At 66.6% G+C, this 17,330-nt stretch carries 18 protein-coding genes; 15 read left to right on the top strand and 3 right to left on the bottom strand.

Translation table 11 applies throughout. From position 1 onward, the window contains the following. Positions 1–57: 57 nt before the first annotated feature. From PXD02_RS04700 to PXD02_RS04645, 12 genes are all read left to right on the top strand, one after another. Complete coding sequence (locus PXD02_RS04700) at positions 58–1,290, top strand: aromatic ring-hydroxylating oxygenase subunit alpha (protein ID WP_275105762.1); 1,233 nt, start codon at positions 58–60, stop codon at positions 1,288–1,290. Between the two features lie 7 nt (positions 1,291–1,297). Next, positions 1,298–2,374, top strand: a complete 1,077-nt coding sequence (locus tag PXD02_RS04695; RefSeq protein WP_275105761.1) for an FAD-binding oxidoreductase — start codon at positions 1,298–1,300, stop codon at positions 2,372–2,374. Positions 2,375–2,431: 57 nt separating this feature from the next. Beyond that, a complete protein-coding gene (locus PXD02_RS04690) occupies positions 2,432–3,391 on the top strand; it encodes an IS481 family transposase (protein ID WP_275103905.1) in 960 nt (319 codons plus the stop codon). Positions 3,392–3,616: 225 nt separating this feature from the next. Further along, positions 3,617–6,505: a monovalent cation/H+ antiporter subunit A gene (locus tag PXD02_RS04685; protein ID WP_275105760.1), complete on the top strand. Its 2,889-nt coding sequence runs from the start codon at positions 3,617–3,619 to the stop codon at positions 6,503–6,505. After that, positions 6,505–6,849: a Na+/H+ antiporter subunit C gene (locus PXD02_RS04680; RefSeq protein WP_275105759.1), complete on the top strand. Its 345-nt coding sequence runs from the start codon at positions 6,505–6,507 to the stop codon at positions 6,847–6,849. Before PXD02_RS04685 ends, PXD02_RS04680 begins: the two co-directional genes overlap by 1 nt. Then, positions 6,846–8,486: a monovalent cation/H+ antiporter subunit D gene (locus PXD02_RS04675; RefSeq protein ID WP_275105758.1), complete on the top strand. Its 1,641-nt coding sequence runs from the start codon at positions 6,846–6,848 to the stop codon at positions 8,484–8,486. The genes PXD02_RS04680 and PXD02_RS04675 overlap by 4 nt, the downstream gene beginning before the upstream one ends. Continuing rightward, positions 8,483–8,968 carry a Na+/H+ antiporter subunit E gene (locus tag PXD02_RS04670; protein ID WP_275105757.1) on the top strand — a complete coding sequence of 162 codons (486 nt, stop codon included), beginning with the start codon at positions 8,483–8,485 and terminating at the stop codon, positions 8,966–8,968. The genes PXD02_RS04675 and PXD02_RS04670 overlap by 4 nt, the downstream gene beginning before the upstream one ends. After that, positions 8,965–9,246, top strand: coding sequence for a K+/H+ antiporter subunit F (locus PXD02_RS04665; RefSeq protein ID WP_275105756.1), 282 nt, complete (start codon positions 8,965–8,967; stop codon positions 9,244–9,246). The genes PXD02_RS04670 and PXD02_RS04665 overlap by 4 nt, the downstream gene beginning before the upstream one ends. Beyond that, positions 9,243–9,629: a monovalent cation/H(+) antiporter subunit G gene (gene mnhG, locus PXD02_RS04660; RefSeq protein WP_275105755.1), complete on the top strand. Its 387-nt coding sequence runs from the start codon at positions 9,243–9,245 to the stop codon at positions 9,627–9,629. The genes PXD02_RS04665 and mnhG overlap by 4 nt, the downstream gene beginning before the upstream one ends. Position 9,630: 1 nt before the next feature. Then, positions 9,631–10,092: a hypothetical protein gene (locus tag PXD02_RS04655; protein ID WP_275105754.1), complete on the top strand. Its 462-nt coding sequence runs from the start codon at positions 9,631–9,633 to the stop codon at positions 10,090–10,092. A 59-nt stretch (positions 10,093–10,151) separates the two neighbouring features. Further along, positions 10,152–11,057, top strand: coding sequence for a polyphosphate kinase 2 (gene ppk2, locus PXD02_RS04650; RefSeq protein ID WP_275105753.1), 906 nt, complete (start codon positions 10,152–10,154; stop codon positions 11,055–11,057). Between the two features lie 105 nt (positions 11,058–11,162). Continuing rightward, positions 11,163–11,609, top strand: coding sequence for a tellurite resistance TerB family protein (locus PXD02_RS04645; RefSeq protein ID WP_275105752.1), 447 nt, complete (start codon positions 11,163–11,165; stop codon positions 11,607–11,609). Here PXD02_RS04645 and PXD02_RS04640 read toward each other — a convergent pair. From PXD02_RS04640 to PXD02_RS04630, 3 genes are read right to left on the bottom strand one after another with little or no spacing between them, the layout of a single operon-like run. Further along, positions 11,606–12,913, bottom strand: coding sequence for an NAD(P)/FAD-dependent oxidoreductase (locus tag PXD02_RS04640; RefSeq protein WP_275105751.1), 1,308 nt, complete (start codon positions 12,911–12,913; stop codon positions 11,606–11,608). The genes PXD02_RS04645 and PXD02_RS04640 overlap by 4 nt on opposite strands. Next, positions 12,910–14,268, bottom strand: coding sequence for a glutamine synthetase family protein (locus PXD02_RS04635; RefSeq protein WP_275105750.1), 1,359 nt, complete (start codon positions 14,266–14,268; stop codon positions 12,910–12,912). Before PXD02_RS04635 ends, PXD02_RS04640 begins: the two co-directional genes overlap by 4 nt. Further along, positions 14,265–14,960: a type 1 glutamine amidotransferase gene (locus PXD02_RS04630; protein WP_275105749.1), complete on the bottom strand. Its 696-nt coding sequence runs from the start codon at positions 14,958–14,960 to the stop codon at positions 14,265–14,267. Before PXD02_RS04630 ends, PXD02_RS04635 begins: the two co-directional genes overlap by 4 nt. A gap of 167 nt (positions 14,961–15,127) precedes the next feature. Between PXD02_RS04630 and PXD02_RS04625 the strand changes: the two genes are divergently transcribed. The 3 genes from PXD02_RS04625 to PXD02_RS04615 all read left to right on the top strand — a co-directional run bounded on the left by PXD02_RS04625 (position 15,128) and on the right by PXD02_RS04615 (position 17,320). After that, positions 15,128–15,724, top strand: a complete 597-nt coding sequence (locus PXD02_RS04625) for a LysE family translocator (protein ID WP_275105748.1) — start codon at positions 15,128–15,130, stop codon at positions 15,722–15,724. Positions 15,725–15,800: 76 nt separating this feature from the next. Continuing rightward, the gene (locus PXD02_RS04620; protein WP_275105747.1) at positions 15,801–16,931 is read left to right on the top strand and encodes an aminotransferase class V-fold PLP-dependent enzyme; all 1,131 of its coding nucleotides are present in this window, start codon (positions 15,801–15,803) and stop codon (positions 16,929–16,931) included. A 170-nt stretch (positions 16,932–17,101) separates the two neighbouring features. Further along, the gene (locus PXD02_RS04615; RefSeq protein ID WP_275105746.1) at positions 17,102–17,320 is read left to right on the top strand and encodes a hypothetical protein; all 219 of its coding nucleotides are present in this window, start codon (positions 17,102–17,104) and stop codon (positions 17,318–17,320) included. The last annotated feature ends 10 nt before the right edge of the window (positions 17,321–17,330 follow it).

Here is a 17,330-nt window from a genome sequence, read left to right as displayed (position 1 = left end):
GGTCGCAATGGGGCTAATCTGGACCCCATAGCAGCCAGCACCTCGACGGGTCCAGAGATGAACACGACCTTTACCGCCAGCCTGATCGCCGAGCGCATCCCCGGCTTCGCCCTGCCCCGCGGCCTCTATTGCACGGAACAGGCCTTCCAGGACGATCTTGAGCACATCTGGTATCGCGAATGGTTGTTCGCGGGCCCAGCCTGCGAGATCCCCAGGACCGGCAATTTCGTGACGCTGAACGTGGGCGCCTATCCGGTGATCGTCCTGCGCGGTGCCGACGGCCGGATCCGCGCCTTCCACAACGTCTGCCGCCATCGCGGCCAGCGGCTGTGCCCCAAGACCAACGGCAGCACCCCCAAGCTGGTCTGTCCCTATCACCAGTGGACCTATGACCTGGACGGCAAGCTGCTGTATGCCCGCGACATGGGCGAGGGCTTCGACGCCGGCACATACGGGCTGAAGCCGGTCCATTGCGTCGATCTGGGCGGCATGGTGTTCATCTGCCTGGCCCGGATCCCGCCCGCGATCAACGACCTGGCCGCCAGCCTGATGCGCTATGTCGCGCCCTCGGGCCTGGCCGACAGCAAGGTCGCCTTCTCCTCGACCATCGTCGAGAAGGGCAACTGGAAGCTGGTGATGGAGAACAACCGCGAATGCTATCATTGCAGCGGCTCGCACCCGTCGCTGTGCCGGACCTATTCCGACGATCCGCTGATGACGGTGATGGAAGGCCCGAATTCCGCCAGCCCCGAGATCCTCGCGCACTGGGCGCGCTGCGATGCCGCGAACCTGCCGTCGCGCTTTACCAACGCGCCCGACATGCAGTGGCGCATGGCGCGGGTGCCGCTGATGGACAACCAGGAAAGCTTCACCATGTCGGGCAAGGCCGCCGTGGCGCGGCGCATGGGCACGATCCCCTGGAACGACGCGGGCAGCCTGATGTTCTATCACTTCCCGTCAAGCTGGAACCACTTCCTGCCCGATCACGCCATCGTCTTCCGCATCCTGCCGATCAGCCCCACCGAAACCGAGGTCACGACCAAATGGCTGGTCCATAAGGACGCGGTCGAGGGACAGGATTACGACCTGCAAAAGCTGACCGAGGTCTGGCTGGCCACCAATGACGAGGACCGCCGGGTGGTCGAGGAAAATCAGCGCGGGATCCTGTCGCCCGCCTATCAGCCCGGCCCCTATTCGCCGACCCAGGAAGCGGGCGTCATCCACCTGATCGACTGGTATTGCGGGCTGATGGCCCGCCGCCTGAGCCCGACCAGCGTCGCGGCGGAGTAGGCGCGGGATGCCGAAACCACGCCTGCACTGGGCCGCCGAGCCGTGGTCCGACGACGAGCCTCTGGAATGCGCGATGGTGGTGCCGGAAACGGCGGACGCCGCCACCTTCACCTTTCGGGCGCCGTCGGGGGCGTGGTTCGATTACCTGCCGGGGCAGTTCATCACCCTTGACCTGCCCCTGCCGTCCGGCAACGTGCAGCGGACCTATACGATCAGCTCCAGCCCGTCGCGGCCGCTGTCGATCTCGGTCACGGTCAAGGCGCAGCGCGCGTCGCTGGCGACCCGCTGGATGCTGGACCACCTGCGGCCGGGGATGCGGATCAGGGCCTTCGGCCCGTCGGGGATCTTTTCCAGCCACCGGCACCCGGCGAAGAAGCATCTGTTCATCTCGGCCGGGTCGGGCGTCACGCCGATGATGTCGATGACCACCTGGGCCTGGGATTCGGGCGAGATGCCGGACATCGTCTTCGTCCATGCCGCCCGCAGCCCGTCCGACATCATCTTCCGCCGCCGCCTGGAACAGTTCGCCGACCGCGTGCCCGGCTTGCAGCTGCGCTTCACGGTCGAGGAGAACGACCCCTTCACCGCCTGGCACGGCTATCGCGGGCGGCTGAACCAGATCATGCTGGGGCTGATGGCGCCGGACTATCTTGACCGCGAGGTGTTCTGCTGCGGCCCCGAACCCTTCATGCAGTCGGTCCGCGACATGCTGGTGTCGCTGGGCTTCGACATGGACCATTACCACCAGGAAAGCTTCGGCGCCCCCATCAAGACCGAGGCCGACGCCCCGGTGATCGACGATGTCGCCCCCGAGGAGGGCGCGAAAGCCCAGATCACCTTCGCGGCCAGCGGCGTCACCACCCCCTGCGCGGAAACCGACACGGTTCTGGCGGTCGCCAGGCGGTCGGGCCTGAACATCCCCTCGGGCTGCACCTTCGGACTGTGCGGCACCTGCAAGATCCGCAAGATCTCGGGCGATGTGCATATGCTCCACAACGGCGGCATCAGCGACGAGGATATCGCCGACGGCTATATCCTGGCCTGCTGTTCCCATCCCCTGGGCCGGGTCGAGGTCGAGGCCTAGGTGTTTGATCCCACGGTTTGATGGTGCGATCCTTTCTCAGGGATGGAGGGAAGCATTATGGGCCAGGTTCGTCACGGGAGCGCCACGACCACGCACGCCGTCAGAGCTGCAATACAACGATCGCAAGCTTCGCTCGCGACGCTGAGCCGGGAGCTCGGCATTAACCCCAAGACAGTGGCGAAGTGGCGCAAGCGAGCGACGGTCGATGATCTCAAGACAGGGCCGAAGGAGCCACGCTCCACGGTTTTGACAGAAGCCGAGGAGGCGGCCATCGTCGCGTTCAGGCTGCACACGCTTTTGCCGCTGGACGACTGCCTCTATGCCCTGCAGCCATCAATTCCACACCTGACACGCTCAGCGCTGCATCGGTGCCTTCAGCGCCACGGCATCTCTCGACTGCCCGACGTGGAAGGCGACAAGCCGAAACGGTCGAAGTTCAAGCGCTACCCTATCGGCTTCTTTCATATCGACATCGCCGAGGTGCAGACTGCTGAAGGCAAGCTTTACCTGTTCGTCGGCATTGACCGCACGAGCAAGTTTGCCGTGACCCAGCTCGTCGACAAGGCGGACAGGAAGACAGCTTGGGAGTTCCTGCAGCACATGCTCGAAGCCGTGCCCTATCAGGTCCATACCATCCTCACCGACAACGGTATTCAGTTCGCCGAGCAGCCTCGGAACCGGAACACCATCTATTCCAGACCTATGCGCTTTGACATGATCTGCGAGGCCAACGGCATTGAGCACCGCCTGACGAAGCCCAACCACCCGTGGACCAACGGTCAGGTCGAGCGGATGAACCGCACGATCAAGGACGCCACCGTCAAACGCTTTCACTACACCAGCCACGACGAGCTCCGCACGCATCTCGCCGACTTCATGGCAGCCTACAACTTCGCGCGTAGGCTCAAGACCCTCGGCGGCCTCACGCCCTACGAATACATCTGCAAGATCTGGACATCAGAGCCAGACAGATTCATCCTAAACCCGATCCACCAGATGCCGGGACTGAACACCTAGGCAACGGAGGGCGGCGGCCCCGGCCCGGCTGCCGCCGATAACGGAAAAGTTGGCAAAATCCCCGCATCGCGCGCAATCTGGCCTTGAACTCGACCGGGACGAAAGGCATTCGGGTCGTGTTCCCGAAGGCGTCGCGCAGCTTGTCCCTTTCTTCGAATGGATAAGGCCGCGCCATCATGTGCCGGGAATGACAACATGTTCTGCTGAGGTGAGGGCAACGCGAAGATGGCCGAACACAATCTGTTCCTGTTGTTTGCCTGCCTTCCCTTTGCCACCTCGCTGATCCTTCTGACCCTGCGCCAGGCCGCGCGCGGCGCCGCGACCTGGCTGTCGGGCCTGTCGCTGGTCGCCGGGCTGGCGATCCTGGCCGGTTTCCTGCCCGGCATCCGAACCGGCGGCGTGCTGCGCGCCAGCACCGAATGGGTGCCCTCGCTGGGGATGAACCTGGCGCTGCGGATGGACGGGTTCGCCTGGCTGTTCGCCACCCTGGTGCTGTCCATCGGCGTGCTGGTGGTGATCTATGCGCGCTATTACATGGGGTCGGGCGACAGCCTGCCGCGCTTCTTCGCGCTGCTGCTGGCCTTCACCGGGGCGATGCAGGGCATCCTGATTTCCGGCAACGTGCTGGTGATGGTGGTCTTCTGGGAACTGACCTCGTTCATGTCCTTCCTGCTGATCGGCTTCTGGCACCAGGGCGCGGCGGCGCGCGACGGGGCGCGGACCGCCCTGATCCTCACCGCGCTTGGCGGGCTGTGCCTGCTGACCGCGATGCTGATGCTGGGCCGGGTCGCGGGCACCCATGACCTGGGCATCATCCTGCGGTCGGGCGATGCGATCCGCGCCCATCCCTGGTATGGCGCGATCCTGACGCTGTTCCTGCTGGGCGCCTTCACCAAATCGGCGCAGTTCCCGTTCCATTTCTGGCTGCCCGGCGCCATGGCCGCGCCGACGCCGGTGTCGGCCTTCCTGCATTCCGCGACCATGGTGAAGGCGGGGGTGTTCCTGCTGGTGCGCTTTTCCCCGGTCCTGGGCGGGACCGAGGCCTGGTTCTTCACCGTGACCGGCATCGGCATGATCACGCTGATCCTGGGGGCGGCGGTGGCGCTGTATCGCCACGACCTGAAAGGGCTGCTGGCCTATTCCACGATCAGCCACCTGGGCCTGATCACCGCGCTTGCCGGCATCGGCGGACCGGTGGCGCTGCTGGCCGCGATCTTCCACATCTGCAACCACGCGGTCTTCAAGGCGTCGCTGTTCATGGCGGCGGGCATCATCGACCACGAGACCGGCACCCGCGACATGCGCCGTCTGTCCGGGCTGTTCCGGCCGATGCCCTTCACCGCGACGCTGGCCATCGTCGCCGCCGCCGCCATGGCCGGGGTGCCGCTGCTGAACGGCTTCCTGTCCAAGGAGATGTTCCTGGCCGAGGCGGTGGACTGGCACAACGGCACCTGGCTGGACCAGGCCCTGCCCTATCTGGCGGTGGTGGGCAGTTGCCTGTCGGTCGCCTATTCGCTGCGCTTCATCGCCACGGTGTTCTTCGGCCCGCAGGCTGTCGACCTGCCCAAGGCGCCGCACGAGCCCGTCGCCTGGATGCGCCGCCCGGTCGAACTGCTGGTGCTGATCTGCCTGCTGGTGGGCATCGTCCCGGCGCTGACGCTTGGTCCCGTCGTCAATGCCGCGGCGCGGTCGGTGGCGGGGGCCGACATGCCCTATTACAAGATCGCCCTCTGGCACGGCGTGAACGCCCCCCTGATGCTGAGCCTGGTGGCGCTTGCCGTGGGCGCGCTGATCTATGTCCTCAGCGCCAGGGCCATCGCCACCGGTCCCGAAGGACCGTTCCTGCTGCACCGGCTGCGCGGGCAGCGGGTCTATGACTGGCTGCTGTTCCGCCTGACCTGGCGGCTGCCGCGCCTGGCGCATGGAATAATGTCCACCGAATCCTTGCAGCCGCAGTTGCGCCTGCTGGTCCTGTCCGGGGTCGCGGTCGCGGTGGCAGCGCTGTGGGCGGGCCTGACCCTGGCCCAGGAACTGCGGCTGCACGCGCCGAACCCGGCCTTCGCGATGCTGTGGACGGTCGGCGCCGCCTGCGCCATCGGCGCGGCCTGGCAGGCCAAGTATCACCGCTTCGCGGCCCTGGTGCTGCTGGGCGGCGCGGGGGTCGTCACCTGCCTGACCTTCGCCTGGTTCTCGTCCCCCGACCTGGCGGTGACGCAGCTTCTGGTCGAGATCGTGACCACGGTCCTTTTGCTGCTGGGCCTTCGCTGGCTGCCCAAGCGCCGGTCCGAGATCGCCGAGGACAAGCTGACCCCCGCCAAGATCCGGCGCGGCCGCGACCTGGTGATCGCCCTGGCCGGGGGGGTCGGCCTCGCCGCGATCGCCTTCACCGTGATGACGCGGCCGGTGATCAGCAATGTCGGCGACTGGTTTCTGGGCAACGCCTATTACGAAGGCGGCGGCACCAATGTGGTGAACGTGATCCTGGTCGATTTCCGCGCCTTCGACACCTTCGGCGAAATCTCGGTCCTGGCGATCGTCGGGCTGACGGTTTACGGGCTGCTGCGCCGCTTCCGCCCCGCACCCGAAAGCGTCGAGGCGCCCTATCAGCAGACCGTGGACGACAGCCCGTCGCTGGACGATTACCTCTATGTGCCCTCGGTCCTGATGATCTGGATGTTCCCGATCCTGATCATGCTGTCGGGCTATTTCTTCTTCCGCGGCCACGACCTTCCGGGCGGGGGCTTCGCCGCCGGGGTGACCTTGGCCATCGCCTTCCTGATCCAGTACATCGCCACCAATGTCCGCTGGGTCGAGGCGCGGATCACCGTGCTGCCGATCCGCTGGATGGGCTTTGGCCTGCTGGGCGCGGTGGGGACCGGGATGGGCGCCTGGCTGTTCGGCTATCCCTTCCTGACGGCCCATGCGCGCTATGTCGACATTCCCTTGGTCGGCCCGGTTCCGGCGGCGACCGCGCTGCTGTTCGACATCGGCGTCTTCGCCACCGTGGTCGGCGCGGTCGTGCTGATGCTGGTCGCCATCGCCCACCAGTCGCTGCGCGCCAGCCGGATGCGCGAGGCCGACGAGATCGCCGCCGCCAAGAAGGAAGCCGCCTGATGGAGATCATCCTGTCCGCCGCCATCGGCATCCTGTCGGCCTCGGGCATCTGGCTGCTGCTGCGTCCGCGCAGCTTCCAGGTCGTGATCGGGCTGTGCCTGCTGTCCTATGCCGTCAACCTGTTCATCTTCTCGATGGGCCGCCTGACGCCGGGCGCGCCGCCGATCATGCCCAAGGGGGGTTTCGTCGACCCCACCCGCTATGCCGACCCGCTGCCGCAGGCCCTGGTGCTGACCGCCATCGTCATCAGCTTCGCCACCACGGCGCTGTTCCTGGTGGTGATGATCGCGTCGCGCGGCATGACCGGCACCGACCATGTCGACGGGAAGGAGCGCAGCCAGTGATCAGCGAACACCTGATAATCGCGCCGATCCTGATCCCCTTCATCGTGGGCGCGCTGATGCTGCTGTATGACGACCGGCAGCGGCAGGCGAAATTCTGGCTGAGCCTGATCTCGGTCGCGGCCCAGCTGCTGATCGCGGTGGAACTGGTGGTCCGCGCCAAGACCGGCGGCGACATCAGCGACGCGGAGGGCATCAGCTTCTATCTGCTGGGCGACTGGTCCGCGCCCTTCGGGATCGTCCTGGTGCTGGACCGGCTGGCCGCGATGATGCTGGTGCTGACCGCGCTGCTGGCGATCCCGTCGCTGGTCTATGCCGGCGCGGGCTGGGCCAGGCAGGGTCCGCATTACTATTCCCTGTTCCAGTTCCTGCTGGTCGGCCTGAACGGCGCCTTCCTGACCGGCGACATCTTCAACCTGTTCGTGTTCTTCGAGATCCTGCTGGCCGCGTCATACGGGCTGCTGCTGCACGGATCGGGGCAGTTGCGCGTCCGCGCCGGGCTGCATTACATCGCCATCAACCTGGCCGCCTCGCTGCTGTTCCTGATCGGCGTCAGCCTGATCTATGGCGTCAGCGGCACGCTGAACATGGCGCATCTGGCGAATCTGGTGTCGTCCATGCCGGGCGAGGACCGGCCCCTGCTGCACGCGGGCGTGGCGATCCTGGCGGTGGCCTTCCTGGTCAAGGCGGGAAGCTGGCCGCTGAATTTCTGGCTGCCCACCGCCTATATGGCCGCCGCGGCCCCGGTGGGGGCGATGTTCACGATCATGACCAAGGTCGGCGTCTATGCGATCCTGCGGCTGGCGATGCTGCTGTTCGGGGAAACGGGCGGCGCCTCGGCCGGGTTTGGGTCGGGGATCCTGATCGTGCTGGGCATGATCACGGTGCTGTTCGGGCTGCTGGGCGTGCTGGCCTCGCAGGGGCTGGGGCGGATGGCCGCGCATTCGGTGCTGATCTCGTCGGGGACGGTGCTGGGCATCACCGGCTTCGCGCTTGCGGGCGGGGGGCAGGCGATGCTGTCGGGGGCGCTGTATTACATGGTCGGATCGCTGCTGGCGACCGGCGCGCTGTTCCTGCTGATCGAGCCGATGAACCGCGAGGACGGCGGCATCGCCGCGATGCTGGCCCTGACTGCCGACGCCTATGGCGTCGACGAGGCCGAACTGAACGAGGTGCCCGACATCGGCCTGGCGATTCCCGCGGCGATGACCGTGCTGGGCCTGTGCTTCGCGCTCTGCGTGCTGATGCTGGCCGGGCTGCCGCCCCTGCCGGGCTTCATCGGCAAGATCGCGATGATCCAGCCGCTGATCGCGCAGACCGCGCTGCCCGCCGGGCTGGCCTGGGCCTTCGTCGCGCTGCTGATCCTGTCGGGCTTCGCCACGCTGATCGGCATGGCGCGGATCGGCATCCAGACCTTCTGGGCCAATGACGTGCCCCTGCCACGCGTGCTGGCGCTGGAGATCGCCCCGGTGATCGCGCTGCTGGTGATCCTGTCGCTGATCAGCTTCCGGGCCGAGGCGATGCTGCGCTATACCACCGGGACCGCCCATGCCCTGCACGACACGGCCGCCTATGCTTACGGCGTCTTCGCCACGCCCCGCGCCGCCGACCGTCCCGACGCAGCCGAGGACCAGCCATGATGCGCCTTTTCCCCCATCCGGTCCTGTCGCTGTGCCTGGTCTTCCTGTGGCTGATGCTGACGCGCTTCTCGCTGGGCTATCTGATCCTGGGGGCGGGCCTGTCGCTGGTCGCGGGCTGGGCCTATTCGGCGCTGCATTCGGCCAAGCCGCGCATCCGGCGGTGGCAGGCCATCCCCCGGCTGGCCCTGACGCTGTTCACGGATATCGTCCGCTCGAACATCGCCGTCACGCGCCTGCTGCTGACCGAGGGGCGGAACGGCCGCCAATCGGCCTTCATCCGCATCCCCTTGCAGATCACCAACCCCAACGCCCTGGCCGTCCTGTCGATCATCGTGACCGCGACACCCGGCACGGCCTGGGTGGAATACGGAACGGACAGCGGCATCCTGATCGTGCATATCTTCGACGGGTCCGAGGCCGATCATTATCACCGGATCGTCGGCCAGACCTATGAACCCATGCTGATGGAGATCTTCGAATGAGCGAGACGATCCTGACCATTGCGCTTGGCTATGCCCAGATCGCCCTGGCGCTTGCCGGCTGCCTGGTGGGCACGCGGATCCTGCGCGGACCGCGCGCCCAGGACCGGGTGCTGGCGCTCGATTCGCTGTATGTCTCGGTCATGCTGCTGTTCCTGGTCACGGGGATGCAGCTGGGCACCGCCTTCTTCTTCGAGGCGGCCATGGTCATCTCGATCATGGGCTTCGTGTCCTCGGTCGCCCTGGCCAAGTTCCTGTTCCGCGGCGAGGTGATCGAATGAGCCCGCTTCAGTCCGTGCCGCTGTGGCTGGCGATTCCCGTGGCCTTCTTCGTGGTCTTGGGATCCACCCTGACGCTGATCGGGGCGTTTGGCTTTGCGCGGCTGCCTTCCTTCTATGACCGGCTGCACGCGCCGACCCTGGCGACCAGCTGGGGCACCGGCGCGGTGATGATCGCTTCGGCCCTGATGTTCAGCTTCATCGAAAAGCGGCCCATCGTCCACGAATTCGCCATCGGCTTCTGCATCGTGCTGACCACGCCGATCACGCTGATGATGCTGGGCCGCGCCGCCCTGGAACGCGACCGGGCCGAGGGATCGGACGCCCTGCCGCCGGACATGCGGACCCGCCCCGCACGGCCCGACGACCCGCCCGCGCAGGAATAGGATGCGCGTCCTGCCCCTTGTGATGGCGCTGTTCCCGGCGGTCGTGGCCCAGGCCGACGCGCCGCTGATCGTGCTGGACCAGACCCGGCTGCCCTTCGACCTTGGCCCCGGCCACCCGGCGAACAATCCGGCCAGCCCCGCCAATTCCCCGAACGCGGCCTGGCATTCGTCGGGCAACACCGCCAATTCCGGCACCGCCTGGCAGAACCGCCCCTCGAATCCCGACAACGAACGGCGGCTGATCATCACCGGCGACGGCGGCGTGCTGGGATATTACGCGACCAACCAGGGCGGCGTGCTGAACCTGTTCGACGTGACCGGCCGCCGCGTCGCCTATCGCCCCGCGCGGGGCACGCGCAGCCTGTTCACCGTCACGGGCCAATGGTGCGGCACCGTCGATGGCGGGCGCAGCGATTTCGTCCTGGCCGTCACCCCGGCCTGCGCCGCGCGTTTCGGGCGCTGACTGCCGCATCATCGTTACATTCCCGCCCTAAACGGACCCTCGTATTGCCGGAGTTGACCATGACCCACGAACCCAAGGACTGGCTGGAAGCCGAGCTTCTGGAAACCCTGGATGAGGATTACGAGATCGAGATGGAGGACGCCGTCCTCTCCGAGGAGATCCGCCGCATCTATCGCGAAAAGCGGCCCGACCAGATGGACCGCAGGCTATATTTCCGCGAATTGCTGCGGTTGCAGAGCGAGTTGATCAAGTTGCAGGACTGGGTCAGCCACACCAAGGAAAAGGTCGTCGTCATCTTCGAGGGCCGCGACAGCGCCGGCAAGGGCGGCGCCATCAAGCGCATCAGCCAGCGGCTGAACCCCCGCGTCGTGCGCACCGTGGCCCTGCCCGCCCCCTCGGACCGCGAAAAGACCCAGTGGTATTTCCAGCGCTACGTCCCCCACCTGCCCGCAGGCGGCGAGATCGTGCTGTTCGACCGCAGCTGGTACAACCGCGCGGGCGTCGAGCGGGTGATGGGATTCGCGACCGAGGACCAGGTGGACCAGTTCTTCCAGGACGTTCCCGAATTCGAACGGATGCTGGTCCGATCCGGGATCCGGCTGGTGAAATACTGGTTCTCGATCACCGACGAGGAACAGCAGCTGCGCTTCCTGATGCGCATCCACGACCCGCTGAAGCAGTGGAAGCTGTCGCCCATGGACCTGCAATCGCGCGTCCGCTGGGAGTCCTATACCAAGGCCAAGGAGGATATGTTCGAACATACCAACATCCCCGAGGCGCCCTGGTATATCGTGCCCGCCAACGACAAGAAGCGCGCCCGCCTGAACTGCATGAGCCACCTGCTGAGCCTGATCCCCTATACCGATGTCGAACACGAGGAGGTGATCCTGCCCGACCGCGTGTTCAACCCCGATTACGAACGCGACGTGCTGCCGCGCGACCTTTACGTGCCGCAACGCTATTGACCGGCGGGGCGGCATTTCTGATCGGTCAATCAACGTCAGGTATAACAAAAGAAAAGTGACACCCTTAAATCTTGAATGACCGGCGCAACGCCGTAAGATGGGCGCATGTTTCGCAATCTGCTGGACCGCCTGTTCACGGAAGACCCCGCTCCGCGGCCCCTGGCGACGGACGATGCCGAGGTTGCGGTGGCCGCGCTGCTGGTTCGGGTGGCGCGGGCGGACGATCATTATCACGCCGCGGAACGGATGCGCATCGACCAGGTGCTGGGCCAGTTGCACGGCCTTGGCCCGATCGATGCCGCCGAACGCCGCGCCGTGGCCGAGATGATCGAGGCCGAGGCCCCCGATACCGTCCGCTTCACCCGGCTGATCAAGAACCGCGTCTCGCTTGAGGATCGGATCGGCATCATCGGGGCGATGTGGGAAATCTCGCTGGCCGACGACCGCCGCACCGCGCAAGAGGAATCGGCGATCCGGCTGGTGGCCGGATTGCTGGGCGTGACCGACCGCGAATCCGCCATCCAGCGCCAGCGCGTCGCGGGCGCGCGCTAGAACCCCAGCCGGTCGCGCAACCCGTACCAGGTCATCCCGGCGACCAGCAGCGGGCTGCGCAGCATCGCGCCGCCGGGAAAGGGCCGTGCCGGGATCGCCGCCATGGCGTCGAAACCGTCCGACTGCCCCGCCACCGCATCGGCCATCAGCCGCCCCGCCAGCGTCGCCAGCGCCACCCCATGCCCGCTGTATCCGCCCGCCGACAGGCAGTTCGGCGCGGGCCGGGCGAAATGCGGCATCCGGTTCATGGTGATCGCCAGCGTCCCGCCCCAGGCATGGGTGACCGCCACGTCGCGCAGCTGCGGATAGACCGACAGCAGATGCGGGCGGACAAGCGCCGCGATATCCTTGGGAAAGCGATAGCTGACGGTCTCGCCCCCGCCGAAGATCAGGCGGCGGTCGTCGTCCAGCCGCCAGTAATTCACCACGAACTTGGTATCGGCGACGGCGATGCGCTGCGGCAGGATCTCGGGGAAATCCGCGCCCAGCGGCCTTGTCGCGACGATATAGTTGTTGATCGGCATGACCCGCGCCGCGATCCGGGCATCAAGGCGGCCCAGATAGCCGTTCCCCGCTAGGATCACCTGATCGCAGAGGATCCTGCCGGTATCGCACAGCACCTGGCTTTTGCCGGTGGCCGGGCCATGGTCGATCCGATGGACATGGGTGCCCTCATGGATGCGCACGCCCGCCGCCAGGGCCAGCCGCGCCATGCCAAGCGCCATGGCCAGCGGCTGGACATGCGCCGCGCCCCGGTCCAGATCGCCGCCCGCATAGGCCGTGCTTCCCAGATGCGCCGCCATCCCGTCCCGGTCCAGGGGCTGCACGCGGTCGTAACCGTAATGCGCCGCCAGATGCGCGGCCATGCGGGCGCTGTGGTCCACCTCGGAGGCCGAGCGGCAGGCATGGGCCACGCCGTCGCGGACCGGCACGCCCGATTCCGCCGCCATCGCGCGGGTCAGCGCCTTGGCCTCCTCGGCCAGATCCCAAAGGCGGCGGGCGGTCGAGCGGCCGAACTGGCGTTCCAGCCAGTCCACCTCTTGCCGCTGGCCCGACCCGATCTGCCCGCCATTGCGCCCCGACGCGCCGAACCCCACCCGCTGCGCATCGACCAGCACCACGTCGCGCCCGGCCCGCGCCAGATGCAGCGCGGCGGACAGGCCGGTATAGCCCGCCCCCACCACCGCGACATCGGCGCGCGTTTCCCCCTTCAGCGGCGGAAAACGGTCCAGCAGGTCGCAGGTCTCGGCATAGACGCTGGGCGGATATTCCCCGCGCCGGTCGTTGGCATAAAGCAGCTTCATACGTTCAGCAGCAGATGTTCGCGTTCCCAGGGGCTGATGACCTGCAAGAACTCCTTGTATTCGTTGCGCTTCACGGATTCATAGACGGCCGCGAAATCCTCGCCCAGGACGCTGCGCATCGGCGCGCTTTCCGACATGATGTCCAGCGCGTCGCCCAGGTTATAGGGCAGCTCGTCCTGCGGGGACATATAGGCGTCGCCCAGGCATTCGCCGCGCGGATTCTCGCCCTCGACCAGGCCCAGATACCCGCAGGCCAGGCTGGCGGCGATGCCCAGATAGGGGTTGCAATCCATGCCCGCCAGCCGGTTTTCCACCCGCCGCGCCTCGGGACTGGAGATCGGCACCCGCAGCCCGGTGGTGCGGTTGTCGCGACCCCATTCCAGGTTGATCGGCGCCGCGAAGTCCGGGACATAGCGGCGATAACTGTTCACATAGGGCGCCAGCAGCGCCACGGCGGCGGGCAGGTGCTTCTGCATCCCGGCAATGAAATGCAGGAATTGCGGCGTCTCGCGCCCCTTCTCGTCCGAGAACAGGTTCTGCCCCGTCGCCACGTCGATGACCGAGTGGTGGATATGCATGGCGCTGCCCGGCTCGCCCTCGATGGGCTTGGCCATGAAGGTGGCGAAACAGTCGTGGCGCAACGCGGCTTCGCGGATGAGGCGCTTGAAATAGAAGATCTCGTCGGCCAGGGCGACCGGATCGCCGTGGTTCAGGTTGATCTCGACCTGACCGGCGCCGCCCTCTTGCAGGATGCCGTCGATCTCGAATCCCTGCGCCTCGGCGAAGTCATAGATGTCGTCGATGACCTTGCCGTATTCGTCCACCGCCGACATGGAATAGGCCTGCTTGGCGGCCGCGCGACGGCCGGTGCGCCCCATCGGCGGGATGATCGGCTGGTTCGGGTCGATGTTGCGGGCGACCAGGAAGAACTCCATTTCCGGGGCGACGACGGGCTTCCAGCCGCGTTCGGCATAAAGCCCGACGATGCGCTTCAGCACGTTGCGCGGCGCGACGGGCACCGGGTTGCCCTGCTGGTCATAGGCGTCGTGGATGACTTGCAGCGTCCAGTCCGCCGTCCAGGGCGCGGCGGTCGCGGTGCTGAAATCGGGCGTCAGGATCATGTCGGGTTCGGTGAACGCCCCCGCCGGGTTGTCGGCCCATTCCCCGGTGATCGTTTGCAGGAAGATCGAGTTCGGCAGATAGAATTTTTCCTGCCGCGCGAATTTCGACGCGGGCATGGCCTTGCCGCGCGCGACGCCGGCGATGTCGGCCAGGATGCATTCGACCTCGTCCAGCCGCCGCCCGGACAGGAAATCGCGGGCGGCCTGGGGCAGTCTGTCGATCCAGTCGTTCATGCGGCACCCCTGGCGATGGCGCGGGGCTGCTTGAAGAACGCCTCGATCCGGTCGGCGACACTGGCCGAGCCTTTCGGTTCGCCCATCCGGTCCGAGGCCCGGTCAAGCAGATCCTGCGGAACGGCGGCGCCCCGCTTGTCCATCAGGCCCTGGATGAAGTCGTCGGAAAATTCGGGATGCGCCTGCACGGTATAGGCGCGGTCGCCATAGATCAGAGCGGCGTTTTCGCAAAACGCGCTGCATCCCGCAACCTGCGCATCCTTGGGCAGGGCCACCACCTGATCCTGGTGCCAGGCGTTCAGACGCACGGTTTCGCCGTCGAAATCGTAATCCTGCGTGCCGACCGACCAGCCGCCCGGATGCTTGACGACCGTGCCGCCAAGCGCCTGCGCGATGATCTGGTGGCCGAAGCAGATGCCGACCAGCGGCACCGTCGCGTCATAGGCGTCGCGGATGAAGCGTTCCAGCGGCGGGATGAAGGCGTGATCCTCGTATGCGCCATGGCGCGATCCGGTCAGCAGCCAGCCGTCGGCGTCCTGGACCGAATCGGGAAAATCCATCGCTTCGACATGCCAAGTGCGGAATTCGAAGCCGCGCCCGTCCAGAAGCCGGACGAACATGTCGGGATAGTCGCCCATGTCCTGCCTCAATTCGGCGGGCGCCTGGCCGCATTGAAGGATGCCGATGCGCATGAAGACCCTGCGATGTTGCTGTCGGCCCAAAGGTAGTCGCGCGGGCGGGGGGGCCGCAAGGGGGGCGCGTGGGGATTTCCGGTCAAGCCGCGAATATGCCGGAATATTAATTCATATTAAAACAGGCCCTTTTATTTTATGATGAACCATTCCGCCGGGTTTTAACGATGGACGTTTTTGCGACCTTGATCCTGATTTCCGGGCTGCATCTGGCGATGGCGATGACCCCCGGTCCGAATACGCTGGCAATCTGCTGCGCGGCCAGTGCGGGGACGCGACGGGACGGGCTTTCGGTCGCGGCGGGCGTCGTCACGGCGACCGGGCTGTGGGTGGTCCTGGCCCTGCTGGGCGCGGATGCGGCGGCGGACCGGAACGGCCATGTTTTCCTGGCCCTGCGGGTGCTGGCGGCGCTGTATCTGATCTGGCTGGGGCTGCGGATGCTGACCGCCTGCCCGCTGCGGCGGGACGTGATGGCGGGCCGTCAACCCTTTCTGCTGGGGCTTCTGACGGCCCTGGCCAATCCCATTGCCATCGCCTTCTGGCTGGGCACCTTCCTGGCCGCCATTCCCGCCGCCGCGCCCGGATATCTTTATGCCGAGATATTCATTCTGATTATCGGCCAGAGCGTGATCTGGTATTCCTTTCTGGCGATCCTGTTTTCATCGGCCATGCGCGGGCGCAGCTTTGCGGCGGGGCGGCTTTCGCGTTACGTCGCGGCAGCGGCGATGATCGCCGTCGGACTGGGCGCGCTTGCCCCCGGCTGACGCCTGCGGCCTTTGACTGTCTGGCGGCATCCGCCGGCAGGCGCTAACCTGCACCCGGCTTGGACAGGAGAACGCGATGCCCCATCTTCACCCCGACATCGACCCGGATGGCCTGGACGAATTCTCGGTCGTGTTCACCGACCGGTCGCTGAATCACATGTCGCGGCGGTTTCAGCAGGTGATGCGCGACCTGTCCGCCACCCTGCGCGAGGTCTATGGCGCGTCGCAGGTCGCCATCGTGCCGGGCGGCGGCACCTATGCGATGGAATCGGTCGCCCGGCAGTTCGGCACCGGCCATGCGCTGATCGTCAGGAACGGCTGGTTCAGCTATCGCTGGAGCCAGATCTTCGAGATGGGCGGCTTTGCGCGCGACACGACCGTCGCCATGGCCCGGCCCGCCGGGAACGAGCCGCAGCCCGCCTATGCGCCCCCGCCCATCGAGGAGGTCGTGGCGACGATCCGCGAGGCGCGGCCCGATGCGGTGTTTGCGCCCCATGTCGAAACCTCGGCCGGGCTGATCCTGCCCGACGACTATATCCGCGCGCTGTCGGATGCCGCGCACGAGGTCGGCGCGCTGATGGTGCTGGACTGCATCGCATCCGGCGCGATCTGGGTGGACATGAAGGCGACGGGCGTGGACGTGCTGATCTCGGCCCCGCAGAAGGGCTGGTCGGCCTCCCCCGCCGCGGGCCTGGTGATGCTGTCGGACAGGGGCGCGGACCGGCTGGCGGCGACCGACAGCAACAGCTTCGCCCTGGATCTGAAGAAATGGCGCGCGATCATGGCGGCCTATGAAGACGGCGGCCACGCCTATCACGCGACCATGCCGACCGACGCCCTGCTGGGCCTGCGCGACGCGATGGAGGAGACCCGCGCGATGGGCTTCGACGCCGCGCGGGATGCGCAATGGCGGCTGGGCAAGGCCGTGCGCGATCTGCTGGCCGAACGCGGGGTGCGGTCGGTGGCGGCGCCGGGCTTCGCCGCGCCGGGGGTGGTGGTCAGCTATACCGACGATCCCGACATCAGGAACGGCAGGAAATTCGCGGCGGAAGGAATGCAGATCGCCGCCGGCGTGCCGCTGGCCGTGAACGAAGGCGACGCGTTTTCCACCTTCCGGCTGGGCCTGTTCGGACTGGACAAGCTGGGTGACGTGGACGGCACGGTGGCCCGGCTGCGGGCGGTTCTGGACAAGGTGATCCCGGCCTGACCGGCCCGGACTGCGACCCCGGCCCGCCCGAAAGGCGGGCCCTTCCTGATGTGCGGAGAGAATTTTCTTCTCTGTGGTCCGCCGATTTCAGCATATCTCTGCTCTTGCTAAACACGACTTCTCCTGTCGTTATTTGAGCAATACCACGCCAGCGAGTCAGAGGAGCGGAGATGACGATCCAGGGTCACGATATCGGCGCCGCATCGCGGCCGCTTTATTCGGTGAGGCTGATCGACCGGCGCACCGGGCAGGTTCATCGCGTGAACGGCGCGCCGCTTCTGGCGCTCAGCCGGGAACCCCAGGCGGCGGCCGCGTCCCTGCTGGAGGGGCGCAATCCCGACCTGTGGGAGGCGCGGATCGAATCGCTCGCCACCCGCACCCACCGATAACCGACGCAGT

This window comes from Paracoccus sp. S3-43 (assembly GCF_029027965.1).
GTDB lineage: Bacteria > Pseudomonadota > Alphaproteobacteria > Rhodobacterales > Rhodobacteraceae > Paracoccus.
Note: the sequence above shows the minus strand (reverse complement) of the source record. Positions and strands in the feature narration are given on the sequence as shown.